General features: G+C 61.8%; 18 protein-coding genes. 9 read left to right on the plus strand and 9 right to left on the minus strand.

What is annotated here, in order from left to right:
- Positions 1-245: 245 nt before the first annotated feature.
- From AFERRID_RS04455 to msrA, 3 genes are all read right to left on the minus strand, one after another.
- A complete protein-coding gene (locus tag AFERRID_RS04455) occupies positions 246-2,822 on the minus strand; it encodes a cation-translocating P-type ATPase (protein WP_126604439.1) in 2,577 nt (858 codons plus the stop codon).
- A gap of 89 nt (positions 2,823-2,911) precedes the next feature.
- Positions 2,912-3,337 carry a peptide-methionine (R)-S-oxide reductase MsrB gene (gene msrB, locus AFERRID_RS04460; protein WP_126604440.1) on the minus strand — a complete coding sequence of 142 codons (426 nt, stop codon included), beginning with the start codon at positions 3,335-3,337 and terminating at the stop codon, positions 2,912-2,914.
- Between the two features lie 5 nt (positions 3,338-3,342).
- Positions 3,343-3,939, minus strand: a complete 597-nt coding sequence (gene msrA / locus AFERRID_RS04465) for a peptide-methionine (S)-S-oxide reductase MsrA (RefSeq protein ID WP_126604441.1) — start codon at positions 3,937-3,939, stop codon at positions 3,343-3,345.
- Between the two features lie 151 nt (positions 3,940-4,090).
- On the opposite strand from msrA, the gene AFERRID_RS04470 reads away from it, so the two are divergent.
- The 8 genes from AFERRID_RS04470 to rng are packed head-to-tail and all read left to right on the plus strand — an operon-like array spanning position 4,091 to position 9,934.
- Positions 4,091-4,960, plus strand: coding sequence for a thioredoxin fold domain-containing protein (locus tag AFERRID_RS04470; RefSeq protein WP_126604442.1), 870 nt, complete (start codon positions 4,091-4,093; stop codon positions 4,958-4,960).
- 59 nt (positions 4,961-5,019) lie between these two features.
- Positions 5,020-5,676, plus strand: a complete 657-nt coding sequence (nadD, locus tag AFERRID_RS04475) for a nicotinate-nucleotide adenylyltransferase (protein ID WP_126604443.1) — start codon at positions 5,020-5,022, stop codon at positions 5,674-5,676.
- Between the two features lie 24 nt (positions 5,677-5,700).
- Positions 5,701-6,057 carry a ribosome silencing factor gene (rsfS, locus tag AFERRID_RS04480; protein WP_113527497.1) on the plus strand — a complete coding sequence of 119 codons (357 nt, stop codon included), beginning with the start codon at positions 5,701-5,703 and terminating at the stop codon, positions 6,055-6,057.
- A gap of 6 nt (positions 6,058-6,063) precedes the next feature.
- The gene (gene rlmH, locus AFERRID_RS04485) at positions 6,064-6,537 is read left to right on the plus strand and encodes a 23S rRNA (pseudouridine(1915)-N(3))-methyltransferase RlmH (protein ID WP_126604444.1); all 474 of its coding nucleotides are present in this window, start codon (positions 6,064-6,066) and stop codon (positions 6,535-6,537) included.
- Positions 6,538-6,550: 13 nt separating this feature from the next.
- Entirely contained in the window at positions 6,551-6,982 is a 432-nt protein-coding gene (locus AFERRID_RS04490; protein WP_126605672.1) for a DUF4398 domain-containing protein, read from the plus strand.
- The gene (locus AFERRID_RS04495) at positions 6,979-7,860 is read left to right on the plus strand and encodes a hypothetical protein (protein WP_126604445.1); all 882 of its coding nucleotides are present in this window, start codon (positions 6,979-6,981) and stop codon (positions 7,858-7,860) included. Before AFERRID_RS04490 ends, AFERRID_RS04495 begins: the two co-directional genes overlap by 4 nt.
- On the plus strand, positions 7,857-8,444 hold the full coding sequence (locus AFERRID_RS04500) for a Maf family protein (RefSeq protein WP_126604446.1): 588 nt from the start codon (positions 7,857-7,859) through the stop codon (positions 8,442-8,444). The genes AFERRID_RS04495 and AFERRID_RS04500 overlap by 4 nt, the downstream gene beginning before the upstream one ends.
- Entirely contained in the window at positions 8,441-9,934 is a 1,494-nt protein-coding gene (rng, locus tag AFERRID_RS04505; protein ID WP_126604447.1) for a ribonuclease G, read from the plus strand. Before AFERRID_RS04500 ends, rng begins: the two co-directional genes overlap by 4 nt.
- A gap of 20 nt (positions 9,935-9,954) precedes the next feature.
- Here the strand turns inward: rng and AFERRID_RS04510 are convergent, their stop codons facing one another.
- The 5 genes from AFERRID_RS04510 to AFERRID_RS04530 form a co-directional block, all read right to left on the minus strand.
- A complete protein-coding gene (locus tag AFERRID_RS04510) occupies positions 9,955-11,328 on the minus strand; it encodes a sigma 54-interacting transcriptional regulator (RefSeq protein ID WP_126604448.1) in 1,374 nt (457 codons plus the stop codon).
- Between the two features lie 6 nt (positions 11,329-11,334).
- Positions 11,335-11,622, minus strand: coding sequence for a hypothetical protein (locus AFERRID_RS04515; protein WP_225981852.1), 288 nt, complete (start codon positions 11,620-11,622; stop codon positions 11,335-11,337).
- Positions 11,623-11,626: 4 nt separating this feature from the next.
- A complete protein-coding gene (locus AFERRID_RS04520; protein ID WP_126604449.1) occupies positions 11,627-13,147 on the minus strand; it encodes a HAMP domain-containing sensor histidine kinase in 1,521 nt (506 codons plus the stop codon).
- Positions 13,148-13,319: 172 nt separating this feature from the next.
- Positions 13,320-13,565, minus strand: coding sequence for a hypothetical protein (locus tag AFERRID_RS04525; RefSeq protein WP_126604450.1), 246 nt, complete (start codon positions 13,563-13,565; stop codon positions 13,320-13,322).
- 291 nt (positions 13,566-13,856) lie between these two features.
- On the minus strand, positions 13,857-14,138 hold the full coding sequence (locus tag AFERRID_RS04530) for an oxidative damage protection protein (protein ID WP_126604451.1): 282 nt from the start codon (positions 14,136-14,138) through the stop codon (positions 13,857-13,859).
- Positions 14,139-14,513: 375 nt separating this feature from the next.
- Between AFERRID_RS04530 and AFERRID_RS04535 the strand changes: the two genes are divergently transcribed.
- Complete coding sequence (locus tag AFERRID_RS04535; protein WP_126604452.1) at positions 14,514-15,986, plus strand: mannose-1-phosphate guanylyltransferase/mannose-6-phosphate isomerase; 1,473 nt, start codon at positions 14,514-14,516, stop codon at positions 15,984-15,986.
- 26 nt (positions 15,987-16,012) lie between these two features.
- On the opposite strand, the gene AFERRID_RS04540 is transcribed toward AFERRID_RS04535, so the two are convergent.
- Positions 16,013-17,191: a polysaccharide biosynthesis/export family protein gene (locus AFERRID_RS04540; protein WP_126604453.1), complete on the minus strand. Its 1,179-nt coding sequence runs from the start codon at positions 17,189-17,191 to the stop codon at positions 16,013-16,015.
- Positions 17,192-17,512: the final 321 nt, after the last annotated feature.

Genomic DNA, 17,512 nt, shown 5'->3' on the forward strand with positions numbered 1-17,512 from the left:
CCGCCATACGGGGGAGCTATTATGCATCCGGAAAGCATGGAAGCGCTCACAAAAACAAAAAGCGCCATATAAACCAGTCGCCTTACCTGCCTCAGCTTGTTCATGATTTTCTCTCCAAAAAGGTTTGCGACACCAATCCGTAATACTTCCTGCTAATAAAGCATTCCGTGACATGCATGACCCATACGCCAATCATGACACAATTAACCGGTTAATCAGATAGAAAGTCAAGCTATCGAATGGCCTTACTTTTGCGTCCAGTGCAACCGTCGATTGTTTGTCCAGCGCACGGTTTGCAGCCACAGAACGCAGAGCACTACCAGCCCGCCGGCGATCAGCAGTGGCGGCATGCCGATGGCGGCGAAACCCATCACACCGCGCGTGAAAGGAATCGCCAGGACCGCGACGAGCACCGCGCCCACTCCCGCGAACATGGGCGCCAGCAAAGAATTGTTGCCACTCAGATTACGCAGAGCCGGACGCGTGAGGTCGCGGTTGGCGAGGATCAACAGAAACAGTGCAAACACCAAGGCACTGAATATGCTGATACGAACGTCTTTTTCGGCCCAACCCAGGTGTTGCAACCATGCCGATCCCGCCAGAAGAATGGCCGCAATCCCCAGGCCTTGGGTCAAGGCAAAACCGATGTTACCCGCGGCAAATGGATTGGCATGGAGGGAACGCGGCGGCCGATGCATGATGTCGGCGGCTGCGGGTTCGGCCTCGAATACGATGGAACAGGCAGGATCGATGAGCAGCTCCAGCAGCACGATATGCACCGGCAGCAATAATACCGGCCAGCGCAAAAGCGCCGGAAGCAGCGCCAACGCGACGATGGGCATATGCACCGCAAACACGAAGCGTGTAGCTTTGGTGATGTTGTCGTAGATGCGCCGTCCACTGCGGATGGCACCGACGATGCTGGCAAAGCTATCGTCCAGCAGCACCAGCGCCGCAGCCTCCCGCGCCACATCGGTGCCATGTTCGCCCATGGCGATGCCGACATCGGCGGCCTTCAGCGCCGGGGCATCGTTGACGCCGTCACCGGTCATGGCGACCACCTCGCCGGCCTGTTGCAGTGCCCGCACCAGACGCAGCTTCTGTTCAGGCAACAGGCGGGCGCACAGATCGACCTGTTTCAAGCGCAGACGTAGCGCCTCGTCATCCAGTGCGGCGATTTCGGGGCCGGTAATGACCTCGGCACGCTCGGACAACCCCACCTGCCCGGCGATCGCGCGCGCTGTGGCAGGATGATCGCCCGTGAGCATCAACACCCGTATACCAGCGTCGCGGCATTCGGCAACAGCGGCGGGAACGTCGGGACGTGGCGGATCGAAAAAGCCTACCAGGCCAAGAAATCGGAAATCGAAATCGTGCTGGGTTTTGGGCCAGGGAGTATCGGGGTTGCCAGCCTCCCACAGGCCCCTGGCCACGCCCAGCACGCGCAGACCTCGTGCGGCCATGGCTTCCACCCGCTGCTGGATCGCCAACCTGTCCGCCGCGGACAAGTGGCACAAATCGGCCACGGCTTCAGGCGCGCCTTTGGTCGCCAGCAGATGCGCATCGGGTCGCGCACCGGAAAACACCCGGGTCATCGCCAGAATGTCGGGGGATAATTCATACTGAAACTCAGGCTGACGGTCGTCATGGACATGTTCGGTCCCGGCCAAACGCCCATGGCCGAATACCTGGATGGCCTTTTCCATCGGGTCGAAGGGATCGATGGGAGTGGCCAGCATCGCAAACTCGACCAGGGTATGGAAGGTCTCTGGGAGATCGGGTTGGGCCACCACGAATACGGCGTCGCCCACCGCAAGTTCCGCCACCTGCATGCGGTTCTGCGTCAGCGTGCCGGTCTTGTCCACCGCCAGCACGGTGATCGCACCCAACGCTTCCACCGCCGGCACGCGTCTGGTGAGTACCCTGGCTTTGGCGATACGCCAGGCGCCCAGCGCCAGGAACACGGTGAGAATGACCGGAATTTCCTCGGGCAGGATGGCCATCGCCAGGGCGATACCGGACAGCAGGCTTTCCAGCAACGCGCGGCCATCCCACAACCAAGCCACCAGAACCAGCGACAGCGCCAGCAACAGCGCGATCGCCGTCAGATTACGGATGAGGGTGCGCGAGGACTGTTGCAGGCCGGAGGTCGCCTCTTGCGTTGTTGCCAGCGCCTGACCGATGCGGCCGACGGCGGTTGCGATCCCCGTAGCCTGCACCACCGCAAGGCCCACCCCCCTGGTGACCACGGTGCTGGCGAACAGCGCAGCGCCGTCAGCACCGCCCGACGTGGCCAGCGCGCCGAACTCCGGATTGGGGAGCTTGTCCACCGGCACCGCCTCCCCAGTGAGCAGCGACTCGTCCACCGTGAGCTGGCCCTGCACCAGTTGCGCATCGGCGGCGATGCGATCCCCCTCATGCAGGACCAGGAGATCGCCGCGCACCACCTCGCGCCCGGCGATCCGCAACTCCCGACCGTCGCGGATCACCAGCGCCCGCGGCGCGGAGAGATCGCGCAACGACTCCAGCGCGCGCTGGGTCTTGCGCTCCTGGGCCAGGGAAATGCCGATGACCACGAACACGAAGGCCAGCAGAAACAGCGCTTCGGCATGGTCGCCCAGCAGCAGATAGATGCCGCCAGCCACCAGCAACATCACGAACATCGGCTCGGCCAGGACACCGAGCACGATGGCCAGCAGCGTTTTTGGCGTGCTTCCGGGCAGAAGGTTCGGGCCATCTTCGGCAAGGCGCCGGGCCGCGGTTGCGCCGTCAAGTCCCGTAAATGGACGGACGTCCGCTTGCGCCGCAGGGCGTGTATCCATATTCATGCTCCCCCTGTCCGGTAACACGCCCCGCTCTTCGCCAGCAACAACCCCGTCGACGACGGAAACCAGGATGCCGCAGGGTCCTGCTAGGTGGCCCTTTGAAAGCGCAGCGCCGCCGAATTCAAACAGTAACGCCGCCCCGTCGGGGCCGGACCATCGGAAAACACATGCCCCAGGTGGCTGTCGCAACGCGCGCAGCGGATTTCCGTGCGTACCATGCCATGACTGGCATCGCGGATCTCATGGATATGGTCGGGTGCAAAAGGCTCCCAAAAACTCGGCCAGCCCGTCCCCGACTCAAACTTGGCTGCCGAGCGAAACAACGGCAACCCACACAAAGCACAAACGAAAGTCCCGTCGCCCTGTTCGTGCAGCAGCCCACCGCAGAAGGGCGGCTCCGTGCCATGTTCAAACAGGACATGGCGCACCTCGGCAGACAATCCTTGCGCCATTTCTGCGCGCTTCCCGGCATCGATGGGGGTCAGATCAAAACCTGCGGATGAACGGATCATCGTCATCACCTCCGTTGATTCTCGCGCAACCATTGCGGAAAGCGCGTGCGCAGTTTTTCCACTTTCGGCAGCGCCACCGCACATATATAGGGCTGATTCGGATGCTGGCGGGCATAATCCTGGTGATCGTCTTCCGCCGGATAAAAATGCGTCAGGGGCGTGATTTCGGTGGCGATGGGTCCGGCAAAAACCTTCGCCTGATCAAGCTGCGCCACATAGTCCCGCGCCAGCACCGTCTGAGCGTCATTCAGGGTGAATATCGCGGACCGGTATTGCGTCCCCACATCATTCCCCTGCCGATCGTGCTGCGTCGGATCGTGGGCCACCGCAAAAAAGACCTGTAACAGCCGGCCAAACGACAGCAACGCCGGGTCGTAGTGAATCTCTACCGCCTCGGCGTGGCCGGTCGTCCCCGTGCATACCGCCCGGTAATTGGCCGTTTCCGCCGCGCCGCCCGTATAACCGGACACGACCCGCGTCACTCCCGCGAGGCCCAGATACACCGCCTCCACGCACCAGAAGCACCCCGCCGCCAATACCGCCACACCCGGCGTATCGGCAGCGGCATCCTCGCGGTCGGGGGCGGGAATCGTCAACGCCATGACCTGTACTCCATGTGAACGGACCCTGTCCAAAGCATAGCCGCAAAGCTCCGCCAGACCAACCGTCGGCAGACGATGTGCCAGACTCCGGCACATTTGCTAGTATCCACGCTTCAATGAAATTCGTCCTGCAAAATTCTGGGGAAGGGCCATGGAAACGGAAGATCGGAGCGGTGGAAAAAAGGCGCGCGTAGGATTCGGAAAGTCCGCAGGGGCGGCTTTGGGCGCATTGTTCTTCGGCCCGCTGCTGCTCGCCGGGTGCGCCACCAGCCCGAATCTTCAATCCGCGGAGCATCTGGTGCAAGACAACTTCCACGGCAAGGCCCATGTGGTGAAGGTCTTTCCGGGCCCCACCCAAAAACTCACCGGCATCATCGCCGAAAACAGCCAGCATCAGCAGGGGATACTCTGGATGTTGTCCAATCGCTACCTCCTGCTCGGCCCGGTGGTGAATGATAAGGGCCAGGATATCACCCAGGCGGCCACGGAAAAGTATCTGCCCCAACCCCGAAAGGTCCCCGCCGGACAGATTGCCCCGGCGGCCATGCAGGCACCGGGCTTCACGATCGGTCACGCGGGGCCACTCATGGTGGTGTTTGCCGACCCCAACTGCATCTACTGCCATCTGCTCTGGGAGGCATTGCAAAAACCCGTCGCCGACGGTCAACTCCGGGTAAAACTGATCCCCGTCGGTTTTCTGAAAGATTCCAGCGCCGCCAAGGCAGCCACGATTCTCGCCGCCCCCGACCCGGCGGCGGCATGGGCGGAAAACGAGATGGGTTTTGACAAAAGCACCGAGGAGGGTGGCACCCGGCCCCTGGCGCAGATTCCCGCCGAAGATATGAAGGCGGTCCATGCCAACACCGCCTTGCTTCAGTCCAGCGGTGAAGAAGCGACGCCGACCCTGCTTTTCTGCCGGAAGAAGAGGATGGTGCTGGTCCATGGCATCGCCGTGCGCGGACTGCCCGCGCTCATTCACTCGCTCCGTGGCGATGTCAGCGCGGAGGGCTGCACCCCCTGATCTCCGCCGGTTCTGCCGGACGACTTCCCCCGCAGGCGGCCCTTGGTTATATTCCACTAATGCACAGTTCCACACATGATGATCTGGTCATCCTCGGCGGCACCTTCGACCCCATCCATTATGGGCACCTGCGCGCCGTGGAGGAGGTGCGGCAGGCCCTCGGCATTGCACAGGTGATGCTGATCCCGGCGGGGCACCCGCCCCACCGCCAAAGCCCCTGGGCCGACGCCCGCCACCGTCTGGCCATGACCCGCATCGCCGTCGCGCACCATCCGCAATTCACGGTCAGTTCCTGGGAAGTGGAGCGGGAGGGGCCGTCCTACACCGTGGATACCCTCACCGCCCTGCGTCGGCAACGCCCGGATGCGGTACTCGCCACGGTCATCGGCATGGATGCCTTTCTGCGCTTCGACACCTGGCACCACTGGCAGCACATTCTCGATCTCACCCACCTCGTCGTTACCGGGCGCCCGGGCTGGCCTGCCGCCGAATTACCCGAAGCCCTGCGCCAGGCCCTCTATCAGCGCCGTTGCGAAGATGTCGGCGCCCTGCGCCAGACGCCCGCCGGCTGTATCCTGTTTCATACGGTCACAGCCCTGGAAATCTCCGCCAGCAGTATTCGCAGCCTGCTCGCCGGTCATCAGAGCCCGCGCTTTCTGTTACCGGACGAGGTATTGGATTATATTGACGCCGAAGGGCTCTACCAGAGCCCATAGCCCGACAACAAAGGATCATAACACTTGGCGACAGCAGAAACCCTTCGCGACCTGGCCATCTCCGTTCTGGATGAACACAAGGCGCTCGACATCAAGAGCATCGATGTCCGCAAACAGACCGACATCACCGACTATCTCATCATCGCCTCCGGCACCTCCGACCGCCACTTGCGGGCGCTGGCCGACGCGGTGATGGCACGCATGCGCGAGGAAGGCGTAAAACCCATAGGCAAGGAAGGCCTCACCGTGGGCGACTGGGTGCTGGTCGACCTCGGTGATGTGGTCATCCATGTGATGCGTCCGGAAGTGCGCGATTTTTACCAACTGGAGCGGCTCTGGGGAGAACTTCCGCAGATGCGTAGCCAAAGCGAGGGGCACTGATCCGCGATGCGCCTCTGGGTGCTGGCCATCGGCAGCAAAATGCCGGCTTGGGTAGAGGCGGGCGTCGCCGAATACAGTGCGCGGATGCCGCCGCAACTGCGCGTCGAGTGGCGGGGATTGCCGCTGGCACGACGCGGGCGCAGCGGGGACCCGGCCCGCTGGCGGCGCGAGGAAGGTGAACGGATACTGGCGGCAACCCCGGCCGGAGCCGAGCGGATCGCACTGGAAGTAGACGGCAGGAATCTGGACAGCGAGGCACTGGCGCAGCGCATCGACACCTGGTTCCACGGCGGGCGCGATGTCGCTCTGTGGGTCGGCGGCCCCGACGGCCTCGACCCGGCCCTGCAACCAGACTGGCGCTGGTCCTTGTCGCCCCTGACCCTCGCCCACCCGGTGGTGCGTGTCGTGCTGGCCGAACAATTATACCGGGCCTGGAGCATTCAGGCCCGATTACCTTATCATCGTGGCGGAGAGGAGTGACGCTGAAGTGAACATGCCATGGAACCGAAGTCTCCATCCCCGCCTGGGGATGGCCCTGGCCCTGAGTCTGGGCCTCAGCGCCTGCGCGCAGATGGTGCAGGTCAGCCCACAACAGAGCGTCTCCGACGCCGTTGCCGTGCAGGCGGGACGGGAACGCATCCTCGCCCTCTCCCCTGCGGTCAGCGCGCGGCGGCTCGCGCCGGTACGACAGGCGCTGAACGCCGCCAGGGACGCCGTGGCACGGAACGACTACGCCTATGCCGACCGGCAGACTCTCCTCGCCAGGGTACTGCTCGACAACATCCAGACCCGCCTCAATACCGCCCCAAGCAACAGTCGGCAAATGGCCCTGCGAAGTCAAATCGCCAATTTGCAGAGTCAGATCGCCACGACCCGCCAGCAGATCGCCACCACCAAAGCGCAGATCGCCCAGGAGGCACCATGATGCGCGTCCGTCACCTCATCGCCGCGGTCCTGCTCATTGCGCTGCCCGGTATGGCGGCAGCCGATCCCGCCACCACGCAGGCGCTGCAGCAGGCGATCCAGCGCCTGCGCGACGCACAGCGCGGCGCGCCGCCCATACCCGCCGCGACCTTGTCCGGCCTGCACAGCAGCCTGCAGATGATGACCCGCGACCAGGTCGACCCCGCGCTCTTCCGGGTCGATCAGGCCATTTTTAATGCGCGCCTCGCCGGGCTCCGTGAAATGCGGGAGCAGGCTGCAAAACAAGACCAGCTCAACAGTCTGCAGCGCCAGGTGCAGTCGTTGACCCGACAGCAACAGTCGCTGCAGACCGAGTATGGCAAACTGCGCGAACAACTGGCGAACAATACCATGAGCGGTGCCCGGACCCAGCACCTGCAAGCCGAAATCCAGCAACAGAAGCAAATGTTGCAGTCGGAAGAACAGCGCCTGGCCGGCATCGCCAAGCAGCAAGGCGCATCTGCCAGCCCCCTCGCGGCGCAGCCCGGCTCCGTCAAGGCCTTGACGGTATACGCCCAGGTCCGGGCCGCCAGCGACGGGGTGCATGTCACCATGCCGGTAGACAGCCTGTTCGGCAGCGACAACCAGCTTTCCGCCAGCGGCAAACAGCGCTTGCAGGCCATTTCCGGCATCCTCAAGCAGACGACAGCCAGTGAAATACTGGTGCGGGTGGCGCCACAGCCCCTGGGTGCCAATGTTGCCACCCAACGTGCCGAAACCATCCTCCGCGCCCTGCGCCGCGATGGCGTTCCCGATCAGGTGCTCGCACTGGCTACCGGCGTCGGCCTCAGTGCTGGGAGCGCCGAACTGCTGTTGGTGAATGCCAGCCCGGCGCCGTGACCAGCCTGATTCTCGCCTCGGCCTCGCCGCGCCGACTGGCCCTGCTCCACCAGTTGGGCTATGCGCCAGAGGTTATCGCCACCGACGTGGATGAATCCCCGCGGCCCGGAGAGAGTCCGGATACCCTCGCGCTGCGCCTTGCCCACAGCAAAGGCCTTGCTGCCGCGACGGCAAGGCCCGAAGCCGTCATCCTGGCGGCAGACACGGTCGTCGCGCTAGGTGATCGCACCTTCGGCAAGCCCAGCGACTACGAGGAAGCCGTGCGGATGTATACGGTGCTCGGTGGCGTCTGGCATCAGGTGCATACCGCTGTCGCCGTTCTCCATCGAGGCCGTGTAGACCAGCGCCTGTGCAGCAGCGCCGTCCGCCTGCGCCCCCTCAGCAGCGCGGAGATGCGCAGCTACTGGGACACCGGGGAACCGGTGGACAAGGCGGGGGCCTATGCGGTTCAGGGCATCGGCGCAGTCTTTGTCAGTGGCCTGCAAGGGTCCTACAGCGGCGTCATGGGCCTGCCCCTTTTTGAAACGGCAGAGATGCTTGCCGCTTGCGGCCTCTCCCCCCCTTGCCTCTCAGGACATCCATGAGCGAAGAACTGCTGATCAACGTCACCCCCCAGGAAATCCGTGTCGCGCTGGTGGACAACGGCGTCCTTCAGGAACTCCAGGTCGAACGTAGCGGCCACCGCGGTCTGGTGGGCAACATCTATAAGGGCGTCGTCCGCCGCGTCCTGCCCGGCATGCAGGCTGCGTTCGTCGATGTGGGTCTGGAACGTACAGCCTTCCTCCACGCCGCGGATATTCAGGACGACAGCGAGGAGATCCAGGGCGAAACCGACATCGAGCCCCGTGCCGGGCACCACCACGAGGTCCGCAACGTCTGCACCCTGCTCCGCGAAGGACAGGAAGTGCTGGTGCAGGTCATCAAGGACCCCCTCGGCAGCAAAGGCGCGCGACTCTCCACCCGCATCACCCTGCCGGGACGTTATCTGGTATACATGCCCTTCGTGCCACGCATCGGCGTCTCCACCCGTATCGAATCAGCGGAAGAACGGATGCGTCTCAAGGAGCAGCTCAAATCGGCGATCCCCCCCGAAGAGGGCGGCGGCTATATCATCCGCACCCTCGCGGAAGGCGTGACGGAAACCGACTTCGCCGGAGATATCGATTTTCTCCGGCGCCTGTGGGACTCCATCCGCGCCCGGCTGGAGCGCAGCTCGGCGCCCAGCCAGATTCACAGCGACCTCAATCTAGCCTTACGCGTGATGCGCGATGTGATGTCCGACAATATCCAGCGGGTGCGCATCGATTCACGGGAAACGGTCGATGCCGCTCTGACCTTCTGTCAGGGCGTCATCCCGGAAGTGGCCGACCGCATTGAACACTACAGTGGCGAACGTCCGCTCTTCGATCTCTACAACGTCGAGGACGAGATAGAGCGCGCCCTGCAAAGCCGGGTCACCCTCAAGTCCGGCGCCTACCTCATCATCGACCAGACGGAGGCCCTGACCACGGTGGACGTCAATACCGGCGGCTTCGTGGGGCGGCGCAATCAGGAAGAGACCATCTTCAAGACCAATCTGGAGGCCGCCGCCGCCATCGCCCGGCAGATGCGCCTGCGCAACATCGGCGGCATGATCATCATCGACTTCATCGACATGGAGGACGAAGAACATAAACGCCGGGTCCAGCGCGCGCTGGAAAAAAGCATCCAGAGTGACCGCACCCGCTGCAATATCACCCAGATATCCTCGCTCGGCCTGGTGGAGATGACCCGTAAACGCACCCGCGAAAGTCTCCGCCAGACCCTCTGCGAGCCCTGCCCCTATTGCCACGGCCGCGGCTTCATGAAAACCGCCGAAACCATCTGCTACGAAATCCTCCGCGAGATCGTCCGCGAAACCCGCGCCTACCCCGCCGAACGCTTTGTGGTTCTGGCTTCACCGCAGGTCATGGACAAGCTGTTGGACGAAGAAAGCACCAGTCTGGCGGCGCTGGAGGAATTTATCGGCCGCCCCATCAAGGTGCAGGCGGAGGCGACCTATACCCAGGAGCAGTACGACATCATCCTGATGTAACCGGTCCGGCATCCACCCCCTTACTCCTCCTCCGCTTCGCCACCGGGTTCCTTGAAGGCGGCGGGATCGAGGTGGTAGCGGTGCAGGAGGCGGTAAAACTCGGTGCGGTTGCGCTGTGCGAGTTGTGCGGCCTGACTCACGTTGCCGCGGGTCATGCGCATGATCTGGATCAGATAATTCATCTCGAAACGGCCCTTGGCATCGGCCAGAGGCATGACCTCCCCTTCCCGGTCGCGCAAGGCATGACGGATCAGGGGCGCCCCGATTCGCGGGGTAGTGGACAGCACCACCGCCTGTTCAATGACGTTGGCGAGCTGCCGGACATTGCCCGGCCAGGGCGCCGACACCAGCAGCTCCATGGCCTCCGGCGCGATCCCGCGAACGTCCTTGCGATTCTTGGCCGCTGCATCCCGCAGGAAAAACTCGGCCAGCAGCGGGATATCCTCCGGGCGCTCCGCCAGGGCGGGAAGCTCCAGGGTCACCACGCAAAGGCGATAGTAGAGATCATCCCGGAAACGCCGGGCAGCCATCTCCTGCTCCAAATCCCGGTGACTGGCGGAGATGATCCGCACGTCGACGGCAATGCTCTCGGTGGCGCCGACCGGACGAATCATCCGTTCCTGCAGGGCGCGCAACAGCTTGACCTGTAACGGGAGAGGCATATCGCCAATTTCGTCCAGAAAAAGCGTGCCGCCCTCCGCCGCCTGGAACAGGCCCTGATGACTGCTGGCCGCTCCGGTGAAGGCGCCCTTTTTGTGCCCGAAGAGTTCCGACTCCAGCAGTTGTTCGGGAAAGGCCGCGCAGTTGACCGCAATAAAGGCTTGGCTATGGCGCGGACTCGCCTGATGGATGGCCTGGGCCAGCAGTTCCTTACCGGTACCACTGGCGCCATGGATGAAGACGCTGGCATCGGATGCCGCCACCAGACGCGCCTGATCCAGCACCGTCTGCATTTTGGGGCTGCGGGTGAGGATCCGGTCCCAACTGGAGTCCCGGCCCTTCTTGCCCGAAGAAGGGGGAACCGCCGCCGTCAGGTTGAAGGCACGCTCCACCTGCGCCATCAGGTCCTTGCCATCAAAGGGCTTGGTGAGGAAGGCAAAGACACCCTGGTCAGCGGCCAGCAGGGCATCGGGGATGGAACCGTGGGCGGTAAGGATGATGACCGGCAACGTCGGGTAGTCGCGGCGAATGGCGTCCAGCAGCGCCATACCGTCCATCTCATCCATCTTGAGATCGGTGATGACCAGGGACGGGTGCTCCATCGCCAGTACCGACAACGCTTCGCTACCGTTGGCCGCGGTACTGACCACATAGCCGGCCGCCTTCATGCGCAGGGACAACAGACGCAGGAGATCGGCGTCATCATCCACCAGTAAGATTCTGCCCTTTTCCATTTCGGTTCAGTGCCCCTGGGGTAAACGTGCGTTTTTTTCGATCTGCACCAGCTCGTTCAGCTTCTTGCGCAACTCCGCCTCGCGCTGCTGGGACTGCGAGAGGCGGTTTTGCAGTTCGTTGACCCGCGTCTGTAGCTTCTGGTAGCCGGGATCACCCGCCCTGGCTTCGGCCAGTTGGCCGGACAGACTCTCCGCCTCCGCCTTTTCGGAAACACAACTCGCAGTCACCGGAGCAGTCTTTTCCAGCGCCGCAATCTGATCCCGCAAAGCCATCAGGGTGCTGGTCTGTACCACCTGTTCACCGGGCTTGAGAGTCACTGTATTGGGCGGGGACGGCAACGGTGTGGTCGCGCAACCCGCCAGGGTCAGCACGATGAACACCATGGGGAGCGACATGGTCGGTAAGGGGCAGGCGCAACTGGAACCATGCCCCCGGCGTTTCTTTATCCAGCAATTCAAGACTTCCCCCATAACTCAGTACATATTCTCTGGCGATGGCCAGTCCCAACCCGCTGCCCTCGATCTTTCCCGCATCGGAGGCCTCGCCCCGGTAGAGGATATCAAAAATCTTTTCACGCTCTTGGGGCGCCACACCGGGCCCCTCATCCTGAACATCGAGAACCGCCTGTTCGTCCTGTACCTGCAAATGCACCCGTATGGTAGCGTTTTGCGGCGAGAATTTCACGGCATTTGAGAGCAGGTTATCGCAAATGGTCCGCAAGCGATCTTCATGACCAGGCACCCGCACCTCCGCCAGATCCGTGACCAGGTGCAGGGATTTGCTACGCAGGCTCGGCTTATAGCTCAACAACAGGTCCTGCACGACCACCGTCAGGGAGATTTCCTGCACCATGCCCGCCCCCACCGGCCCCTCGGCCAGGCTGAAACGCAGCAGGTCTTCGATCAGGCGCTGCAAACGCAAGCTGTTATCGCGAACGATGTGCACGATCTCCCGCTGCTCGGCACCCAGTTCATGCCCCAGATCCTCCTGGAGCAACTCCGCGCCTTCGCGAATGGCCGTCAGCGGCGTCTTCAGCTCATGGGAAAGCTGCCGCAGGAAATGCAGCTTGGCGGCTTCCAACGCGTTGAGCCGGTTACGCAACCACTCCAGACGGTCACCCAGGCTGGCAATATCCCGCGGACCCTGCACGGCTATGGGCGTTTCCAGATCGCCGTCACCCAGGCCGGAAACCGCCTGATCGAGACGCCGGATGGGACGGGTGATCAACACGATAAACAGGATGGCGACGGCAATGGAGAGTGGCAGCACCAGCAATACTTCCGCAATGGTCAGACGCTTGATGGCCAGCGCCCGGGTACCCAGTTTGGCCACTTCGGTGCTGATCCCCTCATTCACGTCGCTTTGGAGATGTTGCGCCTCACCGGTGGCAAGGCTGAAGTCGCTTTCCAGCGTACTGCGGTTGCCCCCCAGGGATACCAGCGGCAATAGTTGCCGCGCGCTGGTCAGATGAGCCGCCAGCCGTTCAAGATGCCGACGATCCACGGGAGAAGGCCCAGCGGCGGCAAACTGGGTGCTGGCTTTTTTGTACTCCGCGAAACTCTGATCATAGAGCACCAGCAGCGCCTGATCCTGCAGGACCGTATACTGCAGACCATAGCGTTCCATGGATCGCACCGCGTTATTCATCCGGTTGGCGGCATCACTCATGGCTACCGCGCGCAAAATGCTCACCTGTCCTTGTTCGGCAAAGTGTGCGATGGAAAAGGTTACACTGACGATAACCAGCACCAGCGGCACAATGGCCAGACTAAAACCGATGACGATGAGTTTGGAGATGGAACTCGGGCGTAATGCCATGGACCTGCAAGCTCCGGCAAGGATCATGAAGAGCCTCAGCGTAGAATCGTGGGCTGGAAAGTGCAAGGACTTCGAGACATCCGGGCACCGCCCGCCGCGTCAGGGGGCAGCCGATCCAACAAAAAAGCCTGGGGAGTTAGGCCCCCAGGCTTGCACATCAGAACTCAACAAGTCACGCCGCAGGCTTCTTCGCCGCAGGCTTCTTCTCCATAGCCTTCTTCTCCATCACTTTGTGCGCAGGAGCCTTCTTGACGATCTTCTTGTGCACCGCCTTCTTTTCCATAACCTTATGCTCAGGGGCTTTATGCTCCATGGTCTTTGCCGGGGCCTTTGCGGCAGCGGCAGGGACTTCGGTGGCAAAAGCAGCAGTGGCCGTCAGGAAGGACAGGGCAGCCGTCAGGGCAATAATTTTCTTCATGGGTAATCTCTCCTCAAAAGGTGGTTCCAGTTCCCGCATTCAGCGGTGCCGTCTTTCGACAGTGATCAGGCAATAGCATAAGTCATGCCATATAGTTATGTGCATGTTTTTCAGCGAAAACAGGAGGAAGCGACGTATTGCAAAGGCAATATTACGTCACCCTCCGGCGACAGAATCTGACGGTTTTATGACGATTTCCTAAATATCAGAAGCTCCGGCGCGCCCTGGCCCTGTCGTTCGAGAACGACGTCGGAGGCCGACAGGCATTGCGGCGCGCCGCGGAGGCGCCCTTCAGGAGTCCTGCGGTGCCGGCGGCACATAGCCTTCCGGCGATTGGGCACCTTCGCCAAAGAAATATGCTTCCATCTGTTTTTCCAGAAATGTCCGTGACTTGGGATCAATGGGAGAAAGACGGTATTCGTTGATGAGCATGGTTTGATGTTTCAGCCAGCCCTGCCAGGCCTCCTTGGAAACCTCCTGATAAATTCGCGCGCCAAGGGCGCCAGGATAAGGCGGACGATCAAGACCTTCGGCCTCATGGCCGAGTTTTACGCACTGTACCATTCGTGACATGACGGCAATTCCTTAATGATTCCGGGGTGGATGACATGGTGCCCCCTATATTACCTGAACTTGTCGCTCAGGAATAAGCCGCACGGCAATAAATTTACTCTATTAACCAGCCCGACGCACCAGGGCGAAAAAGCCGGTTTATTCCTAGACACAACCCCCAGCCAACCCGGTGCCACCCAGGTTACAGAAGTTGTAACTATTTGCTAATAAAGCGTGAATGGCCGTTAGAACGAGAATCGGCCCATACGAGGCCTCCTGAAGCCCGGCTGGCCCCTGCTGCATTATAAACTCACATCATTAGCTTGCATTATGGCCATGGGATGTTTCATACTTGAAACCATCCGCAAAATTTGGGCAGACAAAAAGGGGATAACCATGCGTTTAGTGCCTGTGATTTTGTCCGGCGGTACGGGTTCCCGCCTGTGGCCGCTCTCCCGCAAATCCTTTCCCAAACCTTTCGTCGCGCTGCCGGACGGCGAAAGCCTCATTCAAAAAACCCTGCATCGCATCATCAACCTGGGAGCCAAAGGCCCCATCCTCACGGTCACCAACCGCGACTACTATTTTCTGACGCGCGACGCCTATGCCGCCTGCGCCAAGACCCACCATTGCAAGATACCGGACGCGCACTACCTGCTGGAGCCGAAAGGCCGCAATACCACTCCCGCCATGGCCGCAGCGGCCCTCTGGGCGCGTGAGACCGAGCGGGATGACGCGGTTCTCCTCTTCCTGCCGGCGGACCATCTCATCGCGGACGAAGCGCGCTTCGGCGCCGCCGTACGGAGCGCGGCAGCCCTGGCCGGGCAAGGTTACCTCGTCACCTTTGGCGTGACCCCCACCGCGCCGGAAATTGGCTACGGCTATATTCAGGCGGGCGAATCACTGGGCGCGGGGCATCAGGTCGTGCGTTTCGTCGAAAAACCAAACACGGCAACCGCCCAAGACTATCTCGCCAGCGGCGACCACCTGTGGAACTCCGGCATGTTCTGCATGCAGGCGGGCAGCCTGCTGAAGGCGCTGGAAGAGCATGCACCCGCGACCCTCGCCGCCGCCAGCGCCGCGATGGCGTCCGCCGAGCGCAACGGCGACACCTGGGAGCTCGGTGAGGAATTTGCCGCAGCCCCGGACATTTCCATCGACTATGCCGTCATGGAAAAGGCCGCCAACGTCGCCGTGGTGCGCGCCGACTTCGACTGGAACGACCTCGGCGCCTGGACGAGTTACGGTGTACTGATGCCGGAAGATGAAAACGGCAACCAGGTCCACGCCTGCGACAGCCTCTTCGTCGATGCGCAGCGCTGCGTCGTGCATAGCCCGGACCGGCTGACCGCCGTACTCGGTCTGCGCGACGTGCTCATCATAGACACCCCGGATGCGCTATTGATTGCCGACCGGCACCGGGATCAGGAAGTCAAAACCATCGTCGAACGGCTTAAAGCCCGCAAACACGATAGCGTGGATATTCACACCACCGTCCACCGCCCCTGGGGTACCTACACCACGCTGGAAGAGGGCGACCGTTTCAAAATCAAGCGGATTATCGTCAAGCCCGGTGAAAAGCTCTCCTTGCAGATGCACCACCATCGCAGCGAACACTGGATCGTGGTACGCGGCACCGCCCGGATCGTCAACGGCGATACGGAAAAGTTGATCCTGACCAACGAATCCACCTATATCCCGGCTGGTCATTGCCATCGCCTGGAAAACCCCGGCATGATCGACCTGGTGCTGATCGAGGTGCAGAGCGGGGCTTATCTAGGTGAGGACGATATTGTACGGTTCGACGATATCTATGGTCGCGCCCCGAAAAACGCGCCCGAATCTCCTAAAATGTCCGTAACCGGGTAACCCGCAAAAGGAACCCCGCGTTACCCCTATGGAACCACACCGGCCGTCGTCAGACCCTGAATGGGGTAAACGACCTGTATGATCAAGCCCAGGAATTTCTGCAGATCGGTGATAGGCGCAGATGCCACATAAATCAGATCGTGATTCTGGATCGGGAACGTCTGCGCCGCAAAAAGCGTGGCCGGATTGCTGAAGTCGAAGCGGAACACCGTCGGCACCTGACCGTTGGCGGCCAGTTGCACGGGTTTTGGCCAGTGGGGGAGCAGAGAAGGCTTCTCGAAGCGGAAGACAAAGACCGCCTTGGCATCGGCCTGGGTGCCATCCAGTCCGCCGACGGTCGCCAGGGCTTGCGCCAGACTGATGCCCGACGCCTGGAAATCCACTTCCTTGGTCTGCTTGGTGGCGCCCATCACCGTCACATGCAAAGGCTGATACAGCGCGGTCAGAATATCGCCGCCGCGCAAGGAAACATTCTCGGCCGGATCACGGATGACATCCTCCAGCGGCAGTTGCAGCACCTTGCCGGCGCGGGACAACTGCAGGGTCACCTTGTTGACGGGTCTATTCACGCCACCCGCCGCAGCGATGGCCTGGAGTACGTTGACGCCGCCCGGGATCATGGGCACCAGGGCGCTCCGGGCCACATTGCCGACTACGGTAATGCTCTGCGCATGGTTGTTCACCAGCCGCACCACCACCTGCGGATCGTGGGCCATATGACTGAGCCGCTTGCGGATCTCGGCGCCAATCTCATTGAGGGTTTTGCCGGCACAAGGAATTTTGCCCGCGAAAGGCATCATGATATCCCCGTCGCTCCCCACCATCTGCTCCGGGATGGCGGTCATCATGGACCCCGACGGCTTGCTCATGGACTGGCTCGTCGAGGTAAAAAGCATGGCCGGCGGCGCCTCCCAGAGGTAGACCTGCAGGGTATCGCCGGGGCCGACGGTATAGGTGAGCGGGTCGGGATTGGTGAAGTCCTTCAGCAGATCCAGGCGCGGCCGTTCGATCTCGTTCTTGATGTAGCGGGACACGGCATAATTCACGTCCACCAGTTGAATCCCCGCCATGGTCTTGTTGCTGGCGACATCCTTCACACTGTCGGCGCGCGGCCCGGAATACGGCATGTAGCCGGCGCAACCCTCCAGGCCCAGCAGCAGGGCAGCCAGGACCCCCATGCGTATGGTCCAACTTTTCGTCACCATGACCACGTGCGGCCTCCCAACCATCGATCAAGCGCATTTACCCGCGCACATCAGGCATCACAAGGCCGCCCTTCGCGACCCGAAGCGCTATAAATCTACTCTATAATCCAGCCCGGCGCAAAGGGGCGAAAAAGCCGGTTCATCCCTGGACACAATCCTCAGGCAACCCGGTGCCACCCTGATTACAGGATTTGTAACTATTTGCTAATAAAGCGGGCATGGCCGTTAGAACGAGAATCGGCCCATACGAGGACTCCTGAAGCGCGGCTTGCGCCGGCTGCATTATGAACCCACATCATTAGCTTGCATTATGGCCATGGA

This window comes from Acidithiobacillus ferridurans (assembly GCF_003966655.1).
Taxonomy (GTDB): domain Bacteria; phylum Pseudomonadota; class Gammaproteobacteria; order Acidithiobacillales; family Acidithiobacillaceae; genus Acidithiobacillus; species Acidithiobacillus ferridurans.

Excerpts from the sequence above, each read along its gene's own strand:
- AFERRID_RS04530 (WP_126604451.1), bottom strand. The coding sequence starts at position 14,138 with ATGTCACGAATGGTACAGTGCGTAAAACTCGGCCATGAGGCCGAAGGT.
- nadD (WP_126604443.1), top strand. The coding sequence starts at position 5,020 with ATGCACAGTTCCACACATGATGATCTGGTCATCCTCGGCGGCACCTTC.
- rlmH (WP_126604444.1), top strand. The coding sequence starts at position 6,064 with ATGCGCCTCTGGGTGCTGGCCATCGGCAGCAAAATGCCGGCTTGGGTA.
- AFERRID_RS04455 (WP_126604439.1), bottom strand. The coding sequence starts at position 2,822 with ATGGATACACGCCCTGCGGCGCAAGCGGACGTCCGTCCATTTACGGGA.
- AFERRID_RS04490 (WP_126605672.1), top strand. The coding sequence starts at position 6,551 with ATGCCATGGAACCGAAGTCTCCATCCCCGCCTGGGGATGGCCCTGGCC.
- AFERRID_RS04535 (WP_126604452.1), top strand. The coding sequence starts at position 14,514 with ATGCGTTTAGTGCCTGTGATTTTGTCCGGCGGTACGGGTTCCCGCCTG.
- AFERRID_RS04495 (WP_126604445.1), top strand. The coding sequence starts at position 6,979 with ATGATGCGCGTCCGTCACCTCATCGCCGCGGTCCTGCTCATTGCGCTG.
- AFERRID_RS04540 (WP_126604453.1), bottom strand. The coding sequence starts at position 17,191 with ATGGTGACGAAAAGTTGGACCATACGCATGGGGGTCCTGGCTGCCCTG.
- msrA (WP_126604441.1), bottom strand. The coding sequence starts at position 3,939 with ATGGCGTTGACGATTCCCGCCCCCGACCGCGAGGATGCCGCTGCCGAT.
- msrB (WP_126604440.1), bottom strand. The coding sequence starts at position 3,337 with ATGATCCGTTCATCCGCAGGTTTTGATCTGACCCCCATCGATGCCGGG.
- AFERRID_RS04470 (WP_126604442.1), top strand. The coding sequence starts at position 4,091 with ATGGAAACGGAAGATCGGAGCGGTGGAAAAAAGGCGCGCGTAGGATTC.
- AFERRID_RS04525 (WP_126604450.1), bottom strand. The coding sequence starts at position 13,565 with ATGAAGAAAATTATTGCCCTGACGGCTGCCCTGTCCTTCCTGACGGCC.
- rng (WP_126604447.1), top strand. The coding sequence starts at position 8,441 with ATGAGCGAAGAACTGCTGATCAACGTCACCCCCCAGGAAATCCGTGTC.
- AFERRID_RS04510 (WP_126604448.1), bottom strand. The coding sequence starts at position 11,328 with ATGGAAAAGGGCAGAATCTTACTGGTGGATGATGACGCCGATCTCCTG.
- AFERRID_RS04520 (WP_126604449.1), bottom strand. The coding sequence starts at position 13,147 with ATGGCATTACGCCCGAGTTCCATCTCCAAACTCATCGTCATCGGTTTT.